Source organism: Blautia sp. AM47-4 (assembly GCF_003479865.1).
Lineage (GTDB): Bacteria > Bacillota > Clostridia > Lachnospirales > Lachnospiraceae > Fusicatenibacter > Fusicatenibacter saccharivorans.
The window spans coordinates 110,807-126,807 of sequence record NZ_QUHY01000002.1 but is presented as its reverse complement, the minus strand read 5'-3'; the positions used below and the strand labels follow the sequence as shown (position 1 = coordinate 126,807).

The 16,001-nt window shown below is 32.9% G+C and carries 18 protein-coding genes and 1 pseudogene; 16 read left to right on the top strand and 3 right to left on the bottom strand.

The annotated features are described in order from the left end of the window. Window positions 1-24: 24 nt before the first annotated feature. Window positions 25-228 carry a hypothetical protein gene (locus DW965_RS01995; RefSeq protein WP_117638666.1) on the bottom strand — a complete coding sequence of 68 codons (204 nt, stop codon included), beginning with the start codon at window positions 226-228 and terminating at the stop codon, window positions 25-27. A 121-nt stretch (window positions 229-349) separates the two neighbouring features. Here DW965_RS01995 and DW965_RS01990 point away from each other — a divergent pair, with 121 nt between their 5' ends. The 4 genes from DW965_RS01990 to tnpA all read left to right on the top strand — a co-directional run bounded on the left by DW965_RS01990 (window position 350) and on the right by tnpA (window position 7,212). Beyond that, the gene (locus DW965_RS01990) at window positions 350-3,409 is read left to right on the top strand and encodes a lantibiotic dehydratase (RefSeq protein ID WP_117638665.1); all 3,060 of its coding nucleotides are present in this window, start codon (window positions 350-352) and stop codon (window positions 3,407-3,409) included. Beyond that, the gene (locus DW965_RS01985; protein WP_117638664.1) at window positions 3,402-5,204 is read left to right on the top strand and encodes an ABC transporter ATP-binding protein; all 1,803 of its coding nucleotides are present in this window, start codon (window positions 3,402-3,404) and stop codon (window positions 5,202-5,204) included. Before DW965_RS01990 ends, DW965_RS01985 begins: the two co-directional genes overlap by 8 nt. A 4-nt stretch (window positions 5,205-5,208) precedes the next feature. Beyond that, a complete protein-coding gene (locus tag DW965_RS01980) occupies window positions 5,209-6,417 on the top strand; it encodes a lanthionine synthetase C family protein (protein ID WP_158582781.1) in 1,209 nt (402 codons plus the stop codon). A 222-nt stretch (window positions 6,418-6,639) separates the two neighbouring features. Continuing rightward, window positions 6,640-7,212, top strand: coding sequence for an IS66 family insertion sequence element accessory protein TnpA (gene tnpA / locus DW965_RS19540; protein ID WP_243036255.1), 573 nt, complete (start codon window positions 6,640-6,642; stop codon window positions 7,210-7,212). A 175-nt stretch (window positions 7,213-7,387) separates the two neighbouring features. On the opposite strand, the gene DW965_RS19025 is transcribed toward tnpA, so the two are convergent. Together DW965_RS19025 and DW965_RS01970 are read right to left on the bottom strand one after the other, a co-directional pair. Further along, on the bottom strand, window positions 7,388-7,528 hold the full coding sequence (locus tag DW965_RS19025) for a hypothetical protein (RefSeq protein ID WP_158582779.1): 141 nt from the start codon (window positions 7,526-7,528) through the stop codon (window positions 7,388-7,390). A gap of 2 nt (window positions 7,529-7,530) precedes the next feature. Then, complete coding sequence (locus tag DW965_RS01970) at window positions 7,531-7,866, bottom strand: hypothetical protein (protein WP_199681614.1); 336 nt, start codon at window positions 7,864-7,866, stop codon at window positions 7,531-7,533. Window positions 7,867-8,633: 767 nt separating this feature from the next. Here DW965_RS01970 and DW965_RS01965 point away from each other — a divergent pair. The 12 genes and pseudogenes from DW965_RS01965 to DW965_RS22390 form a co-directional block, all read left to right on the top strand. After that, window positions 8,634-8,930: a helix-turn-helix domain-containing protein gene (locus tag DW965_RS01965; RefSeq protein ID WP_243036253.1), complete on the top strand. Its 297-nt coding sequence runs from the start codon at window positions 8,634-8,636 to the stop codon at window positions 8,928-8,930. Window positions 8,931-9,065: 135 nt separating this feature from the next. Next, on the top strand, window positions 9,066-9,740 hold the full coding sequence (locus DW965_RS01960) for a LytR/AlgR family response regulator transcription factor (protein WP_243036252.1): 675 nt from the start codon (window positions 9,066-9,068) through the stop codon (window positions 9,738-9,740). Beyond that, a complete protein-coding gene (locus DW965_RS01955) occupies window positions 9,727-10,974 on the top strand; it encodes a sensor histidine kinase (RefSeq protein WP_243036250.1) in 1,248 nt (415 codons plus the stop codon). Before DW965_RS01960 ends, DW965_RS01955 begins: the two co-directional genes overlap by 14 nt. Next, window positions 10,926-11,036 carry a hypothetical protein gene (locus DW965_RS21935; RefSeq protein WP_243036266.1) on the top strand — a complete coding sequence of 37 codons (111 nt, stop codon included), beginning with the start codon at window positions 10,926-10,928 and terminating at the stop codon, window positions 11,034-11,036. Before DW965_RS01955 ends, DW965_RS21935 begins: the two co-directional genes overlap by 49 nt. Window positions 11,037-11,135: 99 nt before the next feature. Then, window positions 11,136-11,525, top strand: a complete 390-nt coding sequence (locus DW965_RS01950; RefSeq protein ID WP_118404099.1) for a hypothetical protein — start codon at window positions 11,136-11,138, stop codon at window positions 11,523-11,525. A gap of 146 nt (window positions 11,526-11,671) precedes the next feature. After that, the gene (locus DW965_RS01945; protein ID WP_117638658.1) at window positions 11,672-11,821 is read left to right on the top strand and encodes a cyclic lactone autoinducer peptide; all 150 of its coding nucleotides are present in this window, start codon (window positions 11,672-11,674) and stop codon (window positions 11,819-11,821) included. Between the two features lies 1 nt (window position 11,822). Next, window positions 11,823-12,413 (top strand): accessory gene regulator ArgB-like protein, encoded by a 591-nt coding sequence (locus DW965_RS01940; RefSeq protein ID WP_117638657.1) that lies wholly within the window; start codon window positions 11,823-11,825, stop codon window positions 12,411-12,413. A gap of 246 nt (window positions 12,414-12,659) precedes the next feature. Beyond that, window positions 12,660-13,112: a sigma factor-like helix-turn-helix DNA-binding protein gene (locus DW965_RS01935; RefSeq protein ID WP_118404097.1), complete on the top strand. Its 453-nt coding sequence runs from the start codon at window positions 12,660-12,662 to the stop codon at window positions 13,110-13,112. Further along, window positions 13,078-13,335 (top strand): helix-turn-helix domain-containing protein, encoded by a 258-nt coding sequence (locus tag DW965_RS01930; protein WP_005421685.1) that lies wholly within the window; start codon window positions 13,078-13,080, stop codon window positions 13,333-13,335. The genes DW965_RS01935 and DW965_RS01930 overlap by 35 nt, the downstream gene beginning before the upstream one ends. Window positions 13,336-13,721: 386 nt before the next feature. After that, window positions 13,722-13,871 carry an SHOCT domain-containing protein gene (locus DW965_RS01925; RefSeq protein ID WP_117638655.1) on the top strand — a complete coding sequence of 50 codons (150 nt, stop codon included), beginning with the start codon at window positions 13,722-13,724 and terminating at the stop codon, window positions 13,869-13,871. A 69-nt stretch (window positions 13,872-13,940) separates the two neighbouring features. Then, window positions 13,941-15,734 (top strand): recombinase family protein, encoded by a 1,794-nt coding sequence (locus tag DW965_RS01920; protein ID WP_119197960.1) that lies wholly within the window; start codon window positions 13,941-13,943, stop codon window positions 15,732-15,734. A gap of 40 nt (window positions 15,735-15,774) precedes the next feature. After that, window positions 15,775-15,987 (top strand): annotated as a pseudogene (locus DW965_RS22390) (23S rRNA (uracil-5-)-methyltransferase RumA); the annotation flags it as partial. Window positions 15,988-16,001: the final 14 nt, after the last annotated feature.

Below are 16,001 nucleotides of genomic sequence, written 5' to 3'. Positions count from 1 at the left end.
TTGGTCATCCCTCTTTTCTTACTTTTACATATCCGTGTCACTTTCTAATATAATAAGTAACTCTTCTAATGATGCTTCGTCTATAAATTTTCCTTCGGGAGTATATGAGTAGCCATATAAGATGGTTCCTTCGTTTTGCAATGACATATGTGCGTACACTAACTTGTCTTTTCCAAATGCTTCAATGTCTTCCTTAACAGAAAGTAGAAGTTCTTCTTTTGTTTTCATGGAAAGGGTGCCTTTATCTTTTTCTTAAGTATATCATATTTTAGGAATATGTTCAAAAAATCTTGATATTTTTTTGATAATTTCACTTTATAGTTGACTTATAACAGATTAGGAGGTAGAAATGAAAAATTTATACTATAACACTCAAAAGTTTATGTTTCGTATACCAAATGATGTAGAGAGAAAACTTGACTTTACGGAAGAGGAGATAAAAAACGCGTGTTTAGATGCAAAGTTCCGTGAAAAAGTCAGTATAGCAAGTCCTGCATTAGTTGATATGATGGATTTGTACATTAAAAATCCAGAGAAATTATCTGAGAAGAAGTTAGTAAACTTCCAAAATTCAATTATGAAATATTTGATTAGGAGCAAAAATAGAACTACACCATTTGGGCTTTTTTCAGGTGTCGGTCTGGGAAAATTCGGAGATAGTGATACTTTTGACGTATCAGGGGCTAAATATCAAAAGAAAGTCAATATTGATTCAGAATGGCTTTTTGGATTTATATCTCAGTTAGAAAAGATTAAGTCACAAAGACTTAGGTTTAAAATAAATGATGCATGTTATATTAAAGGAAATAGAGCTATTCTTTTATATTCTACTGAAAAGGAAATAGAAGAAATTAGTGTAAGAGCGACTAGGGTCTTTGAAATTATTTATGAGTCATGCCAGGAATTCAAAGAATATAACCAGATTGCTAGAATCATTGAAGAAGAGTATCCTAATGTGCCAAATGAAAAAGTTACTTTTTATTTAAATGAGCTTATTTCAAAAGAAATACTAATTTCAGACCTTAGGCCGTCTTTAAATTCAAGAAATCAAATAGCATATGTAATTGAGCGATTAAGAGAAAGTGCACTTTTTGAAGAAGCAGGAAATATTATAGAGATAAGCAAGATGTGTACCTCCTACATGAATTTACCAGTAGGTGAAGGGATAACTCTGTACGATAAAATAGTATCTAAAATGAAGCTACTGTATTCTTGTTCGTCTTACTTACAAGTGGATACAGTAATTGAAAATGCTGAGTTTGAAATAAAATCAACAGTTGCAAATAAGATTAATAGGTTGGCAAGCTTTTTTGTTTATATAAGCAATGATAAGAATGAGAGTCACACTTATTTAGATGAATATAGGAATAAGTTTATTGAAAAGTATGGAGTTGACAGAGAAGTACCATTATTAGAAATGTTAGATTCAAATATTGGAATAGGAGCACCGACTTCATATCTTAATCCCCAAAATGATTTTTTTGAGGAAGATTCTACTAAACCTAATTACAATTTAAGGTTAAAAAATTATTTGCTGAATAAATATGAATCTGCTATTACCAATAAAACATCTATCACTTTAGAACAGGACGAAATTGAGGGGATTCTAAAAAGAGAAATTAAAACGGATGAAGTCCCCATATCGTTAGAGCTGTATTTCCAACTTAAGAAGAGAAATGATGAATTAAATCTTTGTTTAGGTCCTAATTGTGGTTCGCTTGTAGCTGGTAAAACTTTTGGTCGATTCTCCACAATCTCCGATGAATTTGCGGATATGTTGGAAGATATTAATAAGGAAGAAAGAAGATTACGTGATGATAATATTGAAATGTGTGAGATTGGGTTTCTTCCTGCACCGGCCAGAAATGGAAATATTGTTAGAACCCGCACATTTAGAGAAAAGAAAACGGTTATTTTTACAGCAGCAGATAAAGGAACTACTGATGTTATCAATATAAAAGATATTTCCATAGGGGTTTTTAATGAGTTGTTTTACGCAAGAGATTATAAAACAAAGAAATTAGTCGTCTTTGAATCTAATAATATGTACAATCCGATGCTAAATCCTAATATATTAAGGTTTTTACAGGACATATCACATGAAGGGAAGAGATCTTGGTCAGAATTTCCTTGGACATATATATTCTCAGAGTTCCGCCATGTACCAGCCATAAAGTTTGAGGATATTGTAATTGAAAATGAAAAATGGAAGTTAAACCTTAGTGAGATGCGATTAGAAAAGAAAAATTTTGAGGAATTTAAATGCAAGTTTTTACAACTTATAAAAGATAAAAACATACCGGATGATATTTATTTAACAGAAGCTGATAACAGAATAAAGCTGGACTTAAAAAAAGAATTGTCAATTAGGATTATTTTTGATGAATTTAAGAAACATGGTAGTCGTGATCTGATTCTTGAAAGAGCTGAAACTGGTGAAAATATTACTTATAGTGGTGAAGGGGGTCATACAACTGAAATTGTAGTTCCTCTTTTCAGAAAAGAAAAGGAACTACAGAATGTTTATCCGGCGGAGAAAGTGATTATTGAGAGAAAGAAACATTTAGAATTACCTTTTGAAAATTGGTTATATTTTAACCTATATTGCAATAGTAATCGTGAAGATGAATTGATTGCCTTTGATATCATGGATTTCTGTGAAGAGCTTAAAAAGAAATATGATGTAGATTATTTCTTTATGCGTTATGTAGATCCTAAACCACATGTACGGCTACGGATAAAAGGAACACAAGAAGTATTGTTACAGATATATCCGCTAATTATTAAATGGCAGCACCAATTATTGGATGATGGTATAATTGGTGATTTAAAAATTTCTATATATGATAGAGAGATTGAACGGTATGGTGGTGTGCATCTTATGGATATTGCAGAGCAAGTATTTTTTATCGACAGCTTTATTGTTGAAAGTATCCTCAGAATGAAGCGATTAGGGGTATTAGCTATGGATCAGGAGGATATAGCAATTATCTCAATCATTATGTATATTCAGGGATTTTATGAAAACTTTGAAGAACAAATGAATTTTCTGGCAATAAATTATCATACATCAGACTTTATGTCGGAATTTAAAAAGAAAAAGCAAAGATTAGTTTCATTATGCGGGTGTGAGAATGATTGGAAAGAATTATTAAGTAATGAAGAAGGAACTTCCCTATATAATTTATTAAATATGAGAACAGTTGTACTTAATAAATATAGGGATGAAATCAACAATATAAACCAGGATCCGTTGTTTAAAAATGGTATAGTTGCAAGCGTAATTCATCTACATTGTAATAGAATAATTGGAACGGATCGTGAACTGGAGAGAAAATTAATGGCATTTTCTGAAAGTATAATGTATGCTAAGCGATACATAATGAAGAGGAATGAAGATCATGAATAATAAGAAAGTAGGGTTTAAAGAAGTTTGGAGGGCTTTAAAGCAGATACCTAAAACTATAACTATAATTAGAAAAGTTGATAAAAAAGGATTTACACTTATAGTAATGCTAAGTATGATAGCGGGAGCTTTTCCTGTAATAACATTGGTATTATCACAGGAATTAATTAACTCAATAGTTAAGAAAAGCTCACCATTACGATATACCATCATTCTATTTACGATTTATATTATCGTTTCATTTTTAGGAAGTATTCTTGGAGAAGCAAAAGATTATATTGAAAGCAAATTTCAATATGTTCTTCAGTACAAATTGAATTACTTGATTATGGATAAGTGTACAAAACTGACATTAAAAGATTTTGAGACGCCTGCCATGTATGATAAAATTGAAAAAATCACCGGAGAAGTGGCATATAAGCCATATCAAATTATGATTGCAATTATAGGAATTATTACTTCGGTTGTAACAATGCTATCTTCAGCCTTTTTATTATTTGCATGGAATCCATATATATCTATGCTATTACTCGTAGTTCCTATTATATCAATGCTATATTACTTAAAAATAGGGCAACAGGAATTTGAAATAATGTGGAATAGAGCTAAAGACGAACGAAAAACATGGTATCTAACTTATTTACTGACGCATGATTTTTCATTCAAAGAGATATCCTTATTGGATTTGAAAGACTATTTTCTTAAAAAGTATTGGAGTATTAGTGCTCTTTTCATTCGCCAAAACACCTCCATCCTGAAAAGAAAAACGTTATTCAATATTCTATATGAGTTATCTATACAAATTGTGAGTGCAATCATTATAGGAGTGGCTATAATGTCAGCATATGTTGGTGAGATTCTTGTTGGTAATGTTATGAGTTATATTAGGAGTGTAGGGTTAGTACAAACAAATTCTCAGGCAATAATGTCAAATATTTATACAGTATATAGTAGTACATTGTATATGGATATGCTTTTTCAATTTTTGAATTACTGTGTAAAAGAAGATAGTTCAGAAAAAATAGTGATGAAGGAACCAATTAATAAAATAGATATTAAAGAACTTTCATTTTCATATAATGGAAAAACAAAAGTATTGGACAAAATTAATCTGACATTGGTACAAGGCGAAAAGGTTGCTCTTGTAGGTCCTAACGGATCAGGAAAAAGCACTTTTTTGAAAATTTTAGCCGGGCTCTATAACATCGAAGAAGGCGAAATATTGATAAATGGTAGATCGTTAATAGATTTGGATATCAGAAGTTATAGATCAAAGATGTCTGTTTTATTTCAAGATTTTGTAAAATATGAGCTTAGTTTAAGGGAAAATATCGGCTTTGGAGATATTCAAAATCTAAACAATGATGAAAAAATGGTTCAAATGCTTCATAAGTTACAAACTAAGTTTTTGCAAACGGATAATGGAAGTTATAATTTGGATTTGCAGCTAGGAAATTGGTTTGAAGATGGATGTCAATTGTCTCAAGGGCAGTGGCAGAAAATAGCATTAGGAAGAGTTTATTTTAGAGATGCATCTTTTTATATTTTAGATGAGCCAAATGCTGCACTTGATACAGTATCTGAAAGAGAAGTTTTTGAAAAATTTTTTGAATTATCAAAAGATAAAATTGGCGTTTTTATTTCTCATCGCCTTAATGCAGCAAAAATGGCAGATAAAATTATAGTTATGGATCAGGGCAAAATTGTTGGAATAGGCAAACATGATGAGCTACTGCGAAACTGTATGACATATCAAAAGCTATATAAAGCGGAATCATATGAAAGAGAGGACATGTAGGAAAATGGAATGCGATATTTTAACTATGACCAAGAACATTGCTACAAATTTAAGTGATTACGAAAGAATGTTAAAAATAATGGGGAGAAAAGAAAACCAACGGACTTGGGAAGGAATAGAATTTGAAGCATTTTCACCACTTACTTTGAGTCATGGTCTTCCGGGGATTTGTTTATTGTACGGAAAATTAATGGAGTGTTGTCCAAAAGAAGACAAATGGGGACGATTTGCTCATAATTATTTATCACTAATGGTAGAAGAGCTAAATAAAAAGGGATTTCAAAGTCTGTCTATGTTTTCAGGTGCTGCCGGTGTGGCTCTATCAGTAGCTAGTGTTTCCAATGATTTTTTAAACTATAACAAATTACTAAATACGTTGAATGACTATATCCTAAATCGGTTTGAAGAGTCATACAGCAATATAGTAAAAGAGGAAGGGACACATTCACTCTATTACGATGTAATTGAAGGGCTGAGCGGTGTTTTGAGTTATCTAGGAATTTATAGAAATCAAAGAAAGTATTATAATGTCATCACAAGAGGATTGGAGATTCTTGTAAATTTGACTAAAGACATTGAGATTCAAGGTCAAGTTGTTCCGGGTTGGTATATTCCGGTTCAAAACCAATTTAGTGAATTAGAACAAGATCTTTATCCAAAAGGCAATTTCAATACTAGTTTATCTCATGGTATTGCAGGACCATTAACAATTCTTTCAGATATGATGGCTAATGGGATTATTGTGGATGGACAAGAAGAAGCTATAATAAAAATAATTAAATTCCTTTTTGATTTTAAGTTGAATGATGGTGAACGTGATTTCTGGAAAGGGCAGATAGATTTTGATGAAGTAGTAAACAAAAAATTAACCGATGAAAATATTATTCGGCGAGATGCATGGTGTTATGGAAATCCGGGAATATGTTATGCAATTGTATCGGCCGGTAATGCTTTAGACAATCAGTTTTTGATTGATTACGGAATAGAAAATTTGAGACTTACAATGAACAATATTAAAGGTATTTTTTCACCTACATTTTGTCATGGATATGCTGGTCTATACCAAGTATTAAATTCGGTAGAAATGTTGTTACAAAAGGAGTTTTTTTCTTTAGAAAAGGAACTCTTGAAGAATAAAATAACTGATTTTATAATCCGGATTATATATATGGATTTAAAAATATGGAGCTTGACAATAAAATGGAGAAAATAAAACCATATGATGTATGTGGACTGTTAGAAGGAACGACCGGCGTATGTCTCTCTCTTCTTGAAGGAGAGAAGAAGAGCGATAATTTATGGAAGAAAGCTTTTTTATTGGCATAAAAAGATAGGATAGGAGTAAACGGTGAATAGTAAGTACCAAGATTTTCGCTAGTTTTCATGAGATAATCACTTTGAAAAATCTAAGATTTTTTAGAGGAGGAATAATCTCATGGATAAAATAACTCATAAAGTTCGATGTGAACAATGGACAAATATCATCAAAGAATGTCTTACTAGTGGAATGTCCAAAACGACTTGGTGCCGAGAGGATGGTATTTCAGATAAATCATTTTTTTACTGGCAACGAATTCTCCGAGAAGAAGCATACCTCTCTACATTAGAGAACACCTTGACGCCAGCTGTTAAAGAAAATTCAGTTCCAACAACTACAGATTTCGTTGAAATCAAAATGACTGATCACACAAGTTCATCTGCCAGTCCTTTTAAACCGGATGTTGTTATTCGAAGAGGATCTGTTTCAATTGAAATATCAAATAAAGCTACAGAAGAACTTCTAAATAAGGTTGGGGGGGGCTTCTACATGCTTAATGATGCTGTCGGATTTGAAAAAATTTTTATTGCCACAGGGTTATCCTCACGATATTTTTATCCTCATCTTTTTCATGATGCATTAATTTTAGCCAGTTTTTCAATAGAAATATATAAGGATAACCTTAATTTCCAGCCTGAAATAGCCCTAAAGCATCTTAGGCTGGAAATTTACATGTTATTGGCACCCTGAATCTGTACTTCAGTCATACACTTCATGATAGAGCAGAATAATGATATCTCCATACCTGACTGCAAAATAGTATTCCGTTAACATTTGATCACACCGCTTCAGATTTACTGTGTAGGTACTGCTTGATTTCTTCATAGCTCCGTCCGCTTTGTGCTATAGCATCCAATAGCTTTTTCTAACGAAGTGAATCCCGCTTATCTAACAGATCTTTTAATGTTGCTGCCACAGCATCATATAGATGTTTTGCTTTCGCCAGATCTTGCTGTGCTTTTTCAATTTTAGTATCCAGTAGTTCTGCGTTAATCTCACGTGCCATATTTACCGCCATTCTTTCTGAATGTTTGATTTCTTAAGTGTATTACTGATCTCTCCGACCCGATAAGTAATATTTCCTTCATTCATCCCAAAAGCCTTTAAGATTTTTTTCTGCTTTGCTGTTACAGCATGATCCAACCGGTATACATTATCCGTCTGTCGTGTCATTTCAATCTTCTCAAGTTCCTTGATTACTGCTGGAACTGTCATATAATTCTGTTTACTCTCAAGTTTTTCATTTTTTTCATGTAATGCAGTATAAATTTTGTTTCGGATTATCAATGCGATAAATTGTGTGAAAATCCGTCCTTCAACGCCTTCGTTTGTATGTGAACGCATGCTCTTGTTTCCAAGGAATGATTTATCAGAGGCAAAAAATTTGATATTTACTAAATAGCTGGGAGAAATCCTATCAGATGACTTTTATAAAATGCCAATATATGGAGAATTATTACTCAAACCTAGTTCCCAAAGGCAAGTGTTGCTTTGACGCTTATAATAACAAGAAAACGTTCATAGAATAATTTATAAGTAAAACCTACTGTCGAAAGCAAAATAATGACATGAACAATCGAAGAAATTACATTTGGATATATGGATGTATTTTATGTGGTATGTTGAAATTATAATATTTACGAGGCGATTGCTGATTGTCGCATGTTTGAAAAAAGTGATTAAGATGTGTTAGGTGTTATTTGGATTGTTATCTCTTAACTTCTTGTAAAATTAACTCTCGTTTCCAAAGAATGGCTTATTTATGCGGATTTTGCGTATTGTATCGTTAATGATAAGAGAATTAATTACCTCTCGAGAATTAACATATAAAATACTCGCAAATCTACTATTCATGGGGGTTTTGGGCAATCGAGAGTTAAATTATCAGGAAGTTAAGATTATCTATTGATTCTCATGTCTGGTACAGAAACAAAATCTGATAACCTGTATGAAAAAAATAAATTTTTACTGACAATTACCGATTTCCCATTCAATAATCCTACTATCTCTGTATAAAATATAATGACGTAATTGATTACTCTCATTATTTGTATTACGACGCATGAATTAGGGTAGCATAGAATTACAATATAATTATGAGGTAATCAATTATGGAGAGTAGAATCAAACAGCTCAGGGAGAAACGAGGACTTATACAGGAAATTCTTGCAGCAGAATTAGGAATAACTCAGCAAATGCTTAGTAAATATGAGAGGGATGTCACATTGATAAAGGTGGATATTCTCAAGAAAATAGCAACGTATTTCAATGTAACTACTGATTATCTTTTGGGAGTTTCAGATGTAAAAAGGGATTTGCAGAGACAGATGAAAATGAATGAAACATTAGATGAGTATTATGACTTAATTGAGATATATAAGGATTTAGATTCGTATGACAAAGAATGATATGGTCAATTATGCAGACGGTAAAGAAGGTGGGAGAAAAGCGAAAAAAGGACAATAAACTGATAGAAGAGAGTTGATGTGAATGCTGAATATAGCGATTTGTGATGATGATATTCAAACAACAGGCAGATAGAAATGATGATTCAAAAAATAGCGAAAAGAAATTTTGCTGATGTAGATATAGAAGTATTCTGGAATGGTGAAAGCCTGGCAGATTCGGTTGTAGCAGGGGATGGATACGATATCATTTATTTAGACATAGAGATGAACAACGAGGATGGGATTTCAACAGCTAAAAGAATCAGGAAATATGATAAAAATGTTTTGATTATTTATGTTACCAGTCATGAAAATTATATGAAAGAATCTTTTTCAGTTCGACCATTTCAGTTTCTGGTAAAGCCAGTAAGTGAAAAACAAATGGAAACATGTTTTATGGCAGCTTATGAAGACATAAATAGTGGAGATTTTTACTTTCGTTATAGTTATCAACGTATGAATCATAAGGTATTGATCCGAGATATTTTATACTTTGAGAGCAGTAAACGGAAGGTGTTTATTGTGACTAGAGAAGAAACTTTTGAGTTTTATGGGAAATTAAATGAGATAGAGAACAGTCTGAAGGTATGTAAAATCTCTTTTTTACGTGTTCATCAGTCTTTTCTCGTAAATTATAAGCATATAAAAGGACAATCCTATGATTTTGTAGTAATGGACAATGGAAAAAAGATTTCCATTAGTGAAGACAGAAGAAAGCTTATCAGCGAGCAGTATTGTTCGATGGAGGATACATATTATGTGGATAGATAAGGCTTTGCCTTACGGAGCAGATATATTGCTGAGTGCTTATGCAGTATATCTGTTCTTTTATTATTTTGATATATTTTTTGCTCGAAAAAAGAGTAAAAAATTATGGGTGGCTGGATTGACGGAATTTGTTTTGTGGCAGTTTGGAATATCGACTATCATTAGTCTTCCTGCTTATGTAAATATTGCAGTTACAGTAATTGTTACATTGTTTGCAGTTACGATCACTTATGAGGGTATGTGGTGGAATAAGTGCGTGTTTGTGATTACATTTAATGCAATCTGGATGCTTATGGAAACCCTGAGTAATTATGTATTGATGATTTATTGTGAGCAATATGCTTCTATTCAGCCTATCGGCTCGTTTGTTTCTAAATCATTTTTTCTTGCAGTGATTATTGCACTGAAGAAAGTATTCACAGATGATGAGATTAAAGAACTGTCGGTTCGATACAGCATTATGCTCGTTTTGATTCCGATGGGGAGCATATACATTATGAACAATGTATTTATGCTTGGATTTACAGTAAATGATAATCATACTCGTATTAACTCGGCAATTACAGTAATTATTTTGCTGGTAATGAATATACTTATATTTTACATTTATATGAAATTAGCCGATGATTTACGATTAAGACGTATGGCTTCTGTATATGAACAGCAGCTTGAATTATGTGAACGGCATCAGCAGGAAAGGGAAATTTCAATACTTCAATTACGTGATGCTAAACATAATATGAAAAATAATCTTGTGTCCATCCTTGCTTATGCAGAAAACAGGCAACATGAAAAGATTATTGGATTTATAAATGAAATTATGGAAGAAAGTGGAATGGCTATAGCTGCCATTTCTAACAGTGGAAATATAGTCATTGATTCACTGATTGGGTATTGGTATGTAACCGCAAAGAAGAAAGAAATAGATTTTAAAACGGATATTTGCATTCCTATGATGCTACCGTTTAAAGGCGCAGATATATGTTTGATACTTGGAAACTTATTGGAAAATGCAGTAGAAGCAGCACAAAAAGTGGATGGAAAGAAATATATAGAAATCAAAATGAAATATGATAAGAATAATATTTTACTTTCAGTAACAAATAGTTATAGTGGAAAATTGCTGAAAACAAAAGATCACCGATTAAAAATCAACAAAAAACTGATACTGAAAATCATGGTGTTGGACTGGCATCTGTTTACCGGGCAGTCGCAAAATATTGTGGGACTATTATAATTGATGACTCTGTGTCCGGGCAGTTTAAGATTCGGGTATTGTTATACGGAAACCAGGAATAATTACATAAGCTCTCGAAATTATTACAACAAAAATATAGACTATTAAAAATGATGGTAAAATAAAATGATAAATTAATTATGCGGCTATGAGGTCTTAATGTGGAGAAGATATTATTATTTAGCGATGATGAAAAATTATTTGAGATTACTAAACAAGTAACAGAAGGAAAACAGGAATTAATATGGGGCAATTATCAGTGTCTGGAAACAAATGGATATCCGTTTGCGGATGTTGTTATAATGCATTTTGATGAGGATAAAATCAGAAAAGATATACTTCAACCAATAATAAAGGTAAAAGGAAGATTAGGGCATTTGACTCCGATCCTTGCTGTTATAGAAAATGGAAGTATGCAGGACATTTTTTCAGTTCTTAAAATAGGTGTGTATGATTATATAGAAACAATAGATGACTTGGAGAAATATCAGAAAAAAATACAAGATATTATTTTATGGGATTGGTATTTGAAAAAATATAAAGGTGGATAAAAAAGCAACGATCAGTGTGGCCATTGTTTTTTTGAACAATAGTATATGGAAAAAATTACATGAATACTCGTTTTTTTTACAAGAAAGAAAAAGGATAAGTTTTTTATAGTAGGATGTAAGAAAACAAATGAAGGAGGACTTCTATTATGAAACTTAAAGATGTAAAAAAACAGTCGGCAAAAATGCTGGCAAGTGTGTCATTAAAACTTGGCAAAATGTCAGCCGACAGTGCGTGCTGTTATATTTATCATCAGCCCAAAATGCCGGAAGCTCTGAAAAATATGAAACAATCTTAATATGAAACAGCTTTCAGAAAAAATAGCAAAGTATGTTATAAAAACTGGTGTTGTTTCCCCGGAATTATATGTAGTATATCAATATGGCTTTCAGATTGGACTTGAGATGCTATGCTGTTTCGTAACTTGTTTGAGTATAGCAATATATATGCATATGATTCCGGAATTCGCAATATTTACTGGGATTTTTATGTTGCTACGGACTTATGCCGGTGGCGTGCATCTTAACAGTTTTGGATCATGTTTTATATGTTCAGTCACTGTACAGATAATAGCAATGTATTTTAACAGTAAATATAAGTTTACGGTAGGTACAGCGTGGATTCTTATATTAGTAAGTGCGATACTGATATTGAAAGCTGCGCCAGTAGAGTGCATTAATCGAGAACTTGATGATACTGAAAAAGAACACTGTAAAAAAGTAACCATGAAAGTCTTAAGTGCTGTTATTGTATTTGCTGGTTGTTGTACACTTGCAGGAATACCAGACATACTTTCCTTAGTTGCACTGACTTCCTTTATAATTTTGATCTCTCAGTATGTTGGTATTTTGAAATATAAAATTGAAAAGAGCAAGAATAAGCGGAGATGATAAAAAATTGTTTCCGCTTTTTTTATTATATGGAATGGAGGGAGAAAATTATTTTTGAATATTAGATTATTTATATGAAAACGTCCGATGGATTTCAATCCATAAGGACGTTTTTTGTATATCATAAGAACTTTTTTATAGAGTTTTTCTTTTAAACCCGAACAATGGGGGCTTCCCAATCGGGATAAGGGTGAAAGGGAAAAAGACCTTTGCTCATATCTCATGGTCGGGAAGGAGGTGAACTCTATGGAGCAATCTTCTTCCTATGACGAGAAAACGGTAATGCACCAGTTTGATCGAAAATGCAAATTGGCATTAAAGGGCGAAACTGTGGATTATGAAAGACATTTAGCCTATCTTAGAAAACATGAAACTTTGTTTTCAGAATTATCCGAACAGGAGATGGAGAGTCTTTCTCTATTTGATGAATATGAATTGGAAAAAAGCTATTTTCGGGCAGGCGGTTATGATGTGGAGGTAAAAAATGCTCTATTGGCAGAAGCATTAACTGCGCTGACAGAGAGAAAAAGGGACATTATTCTTTTATCATACTTCATGGAAATGAATGATGCGGATATAGCAAGAAAACTGAACCTTGTCAGAAGTACGGTACATGAGCATCGTACACGATCGCTTGAAATACTAAAGATTATGCTGGAGGAAAATGCAGGTGAAAACGGAAGAAAAAAGCGTAAATAATAAAAAATTGATACCGTTTTGGGTAATCGAAAGAGCATTGGAGGGTGACATTCAGGCGATAAATAAAATTCTGAAACATTATGAAGGATATATTGCAAAATTGTCGGTTAGAAAAATGTATGATGAGTATGGCTGTGTTCATTATTGTGTAGATGAAACACTTCGTAGACGTCTGGAAACAAAATTGATAAAAACAATTATTGGATTTAAAATAGTTCGCTAAAAAACATTTGAAAGCATCCCTTTCTGCTGAAAAAGCTATTTAGCGTTGTTTGTACCTTGAAAATTTAATATTTATCCTGCAGGACATATGAAACAGAGGAGCTGTATAGCAAATACGCCAAGACTGTCTGCATTATAACTTTGCGACATCGTGACGCAAAGTGGAAATGTTGTAAACGAAGAAATATCAAAATGATATTGAAGTAAAGGCACGAGCGATAAATATTTGGCTGTAATCAGGAAGTGGGACTTTTGTGGCGAAGATACTGTTTCTGATAATGATACTTCCGGGAAAGCTGCCCGGTCTGGAAAGATGGTGAAATACCAATGAAGCTATTACCCGATGGCTGCCTGCAGGATTATCTATAAATAAATAAGGAAGGGAAAATGAACAGTACAAAATTATTAAGATATAGTATGCAGCTATCCATGCTAAAGCAACTTAGATCATTAGAACTTATCAATGAAAATGAATATCGCTTAATAGAGAAAAAACTAAAAAAAGATTATGGTGTAATTTCCAATATTACTGCTTGACTAGTACAGAGTTGCGTTGTAGAATAATATTAACACTACGATAGGAATACATAAGAAAGGACCGGTGAAATGGAAGTTGAAATCATTAAAGCGAACAGTTATGATGAAGATATTTCTAATGGAAGAAGGATTGACAGATTAAGAGTTGCCGCATATTGTCGTGTTAGTACTGATGATGAAGATCAGATTAAAAGCTATAATTCAATGGTCAGGTATTATACTGATTTGATTAAAAGTAATAAACAGTGGGTATTTGCCGGAGTCTTTGCAGATAAAGCTATCACAGGAACGAAAACAGATAAACGTGAAGAATTTCAGTTACTGATTCAGGAATGCCTTTCAGGAAATATTGATATGGTAATTGCAAAGAGTATTCCACGATTTGCAAGAAATACTTTAGACACATTAAAATATGTAAGAATGCTAAGAGAAAGGAATATAGCAGTATATTTTGAGGTTGAAAAAATTAATACCTTAAAGGATGGGGAATTTTTACTGACTATTTTAAGTTCTGTTGCACAGCAAGAGGTGGAAAATACATCTGCATATGTAAAAAAAGGCTTAAAGATGAAAATGAAACGAGGAGAACTCGTTGGATTTCAGGGATGCTTAGGTTATGATTATGATGTGGTGACTAAATCGCTTTCTGTTAATGAAGAAGGTGCGGAAACAGTTCGATACATATTTGATAGATATGTTGCAGGAGCTGGAAGTACGATGATTGCAAGGGAATTAAACGAACAGGGAATCCCAACCATTAAGGGAAATCCATGGACCTCTTCCAGTGTGATGGGAATTATTAATAATGAAAAATATAAAGGAGATATTTTATTAGGAAAGACTTTTACAGTAGATCCAATATCAAAGAGAAGGTTGGAAAATCTTGGTGAAGAAGATAGGTTTTATATAAAGAACCATCATGAAGCAATTATATCAGAGGAAACTTTTGCAAGAGCCCAGGAAATACGAGAACGTCGTAATGGAGGACGTAAAAAGGGAGTTGCCCCTGGGAAAAGAGAAAAATTCAGCAGACAGTATGCATTTAGCTGTATGTTGGAGTGTGGATTTTGTGGTGCGAATTTATCAAGGCGAAGGTGGCATAGCAGCTCAAAATATACAAAAACTATTTGGCAATGCGTGGAATCAACGAAGCATGGTAAAAGGTTTTGCCCAGACAGTAAAGGAATTCCAGAGCAGGTTATAGAGGATGCTTTTATTGAATCTTACCGCATGTTATGTATGGATCATAAAGACGTGTTGGAGGAATTTATTAAGAGAGTTGAGAAAACTTTATTGGAAGATTCGATAGAAGATAAAATTGAAAAGCTTAATAGAAGCGTTTATAATATTCAATACAAGAGAAAAAAGTTGCTGGAAAATTATTTAGAAGGTGTTGTGGCTAAAGACATTTATGAGGAAACAGATATGGGATATGAAAAGCAATTGTCTGAAGCAAAATCACAGCTGAGTATGTTGGAACAGCAATATGACAATGAGGGAAGCTTACAAAGAAGACTTGCAGATTTTAAGAAGGCATTGTCAAAAAATCAAGTATTAGAAGAATTTGACAGAGGAATATTTGAAAGTATCATCGAAAAAGTTATTGTCGGTGGTTACGATGAAAATGGAGAGAAAGATCCCTATAAAATTATTTTCATATATAAAACAGGATTCAAAAATGAAATTGGAAACGCAAAAGAACGATTTGGGAAGAAATCAAAAGCAGTAGAAACAGTGAAAGAAATGTGTTCCCATATCGTAGACGAGGTAAAGGATGTGTGTTCCTATGTTAGTGACAACACATGTGGAAACGGTTGTCTTGCTTTCCAAGGGCGAGGTCGACTCGAAAAAGATTCGGGTTGAGTTCTCTTTGGAAGATATGGATATGTCCGAATTTCAGGATGGGGCAACCTACACCCAGATCAAAGACTATGTGCTGGAGCATAGCGGGTTAAAGGTATCCAATCTTTATATCTCACAGATTAAGAGGAAATGTGGGATTGAAGTTGGCAAGAATTACAATTTGCCGAAGTCCGAGGATTCCAGACAGCCCATGTGTCCGCCGGAAAAAGAGAAAGCAATCCGAGAAGCATTCAAATATTTTGGGATGATCTAACATCCCGCAAAATG

Coding starts and splice junctions, on each gene's coding strand:
- DW965_RS01995 (WP_117638666.1), bottom strand. CDS start 228: ATGAAAACAAAAGAAGAACTTCTACTTTCTGTTAAGGAAGACATTGAA.
- DW965_RS01990 (WP_117638665.1), top strand. CDS start 350: ATGAAAAATTTATACTATAACACTCAAAAGTTTATGTTTCGTATACCA.
- DW965_RS01985 (WP_117638664.1), top strand. CDS start 3,402: ATGAATAATAAGAAAGTAGGGTTTAAAGAAGTTTGGAGGGCTTTAAAG.
- DW965_RS01980 (WP_158582781.1), top strand. CDS start 5,209: ATGGAATGCGATATTTTAACTATGACCAAGAACATTGCTACAAATTTA.
- tnpA (WP_243036255.1), top strand. CDS start 6,640: ATGGATAAAATAACTCATAAAGTTCGATGTGAACAATGGACAAATATC.
- DW965_RS19025 (WP_158582779.1), bottom strand. CDS start 7,528: ATGGCACGTGAGATTAACGCAGAACTACTGGATACTAAAATTGAAAAA.
- DW965_RS01970 (WP_199681614.1), bottom strand. CDS start 7,866: ATGCGTTCACATACAAACGAAGGCGTTGAAGGACGGATTTTCACACAA.
- DW965_RS01965 (WP_243036253.1), top strand. CDS start 8,634: ATGGAGAGTAGAATCAAACAGCTCAGGGAGAAACGAGGACTTATACAG.
- DW965_RS01960 (WP_243036252.1), top strand. CDS start 9,066: ATGATGATTCAAAAAATAGCGAAAAGAAATTTTGCTGATGTAGATATA.
- DW965_RS01955 (WP_243036250.1), top strand. CDS start 9,727: ATGTGGATAGATAAGGCTTTGCCTTACGGAGCAGATATATTGCTGAGT.
- DW965_RS01945 (WP_117638658.1), top strand. CDS start 11,672: ATGAAACTTAAAGATGTAAAAAAACAGTCGGCAAAAATGCTGGCAAGT.
- DW965_RS01940 (WP_117638657.1), top strand. CDS start 11,823: ATGAAACAGCTTTCAGAAAAAATAGCAAAGTATGTTATAAAAACTGGT.
- DW965_RS01935 (WP_118404097.1), top strand. CDS start 12,660: ATGGAGCAATCTTCTTCCTATGACGAGAAAACGGTAATGCACCAGTTT.
- DW965_RS01930 (WP_005421685.1), top strand. CDS start 13,078: ATGCAGGTGAAAACGGAAGAAAAAAGCGTAAATAATAAAAAATTGATA.
- DW965_RS01925 (WP_117638655.1), top strand. CDS start 13,722: ATGAACAGTACAAAATTATTAAGATATAGTATGCAGCTATCCATGCTA.
- DW965_RS01920 (WP_119197960.1), top strand. CDS start 13,941: ATGGAAGTTGAAATCATTAAAGCGAACAGTTATGATGAAGATATTTCT.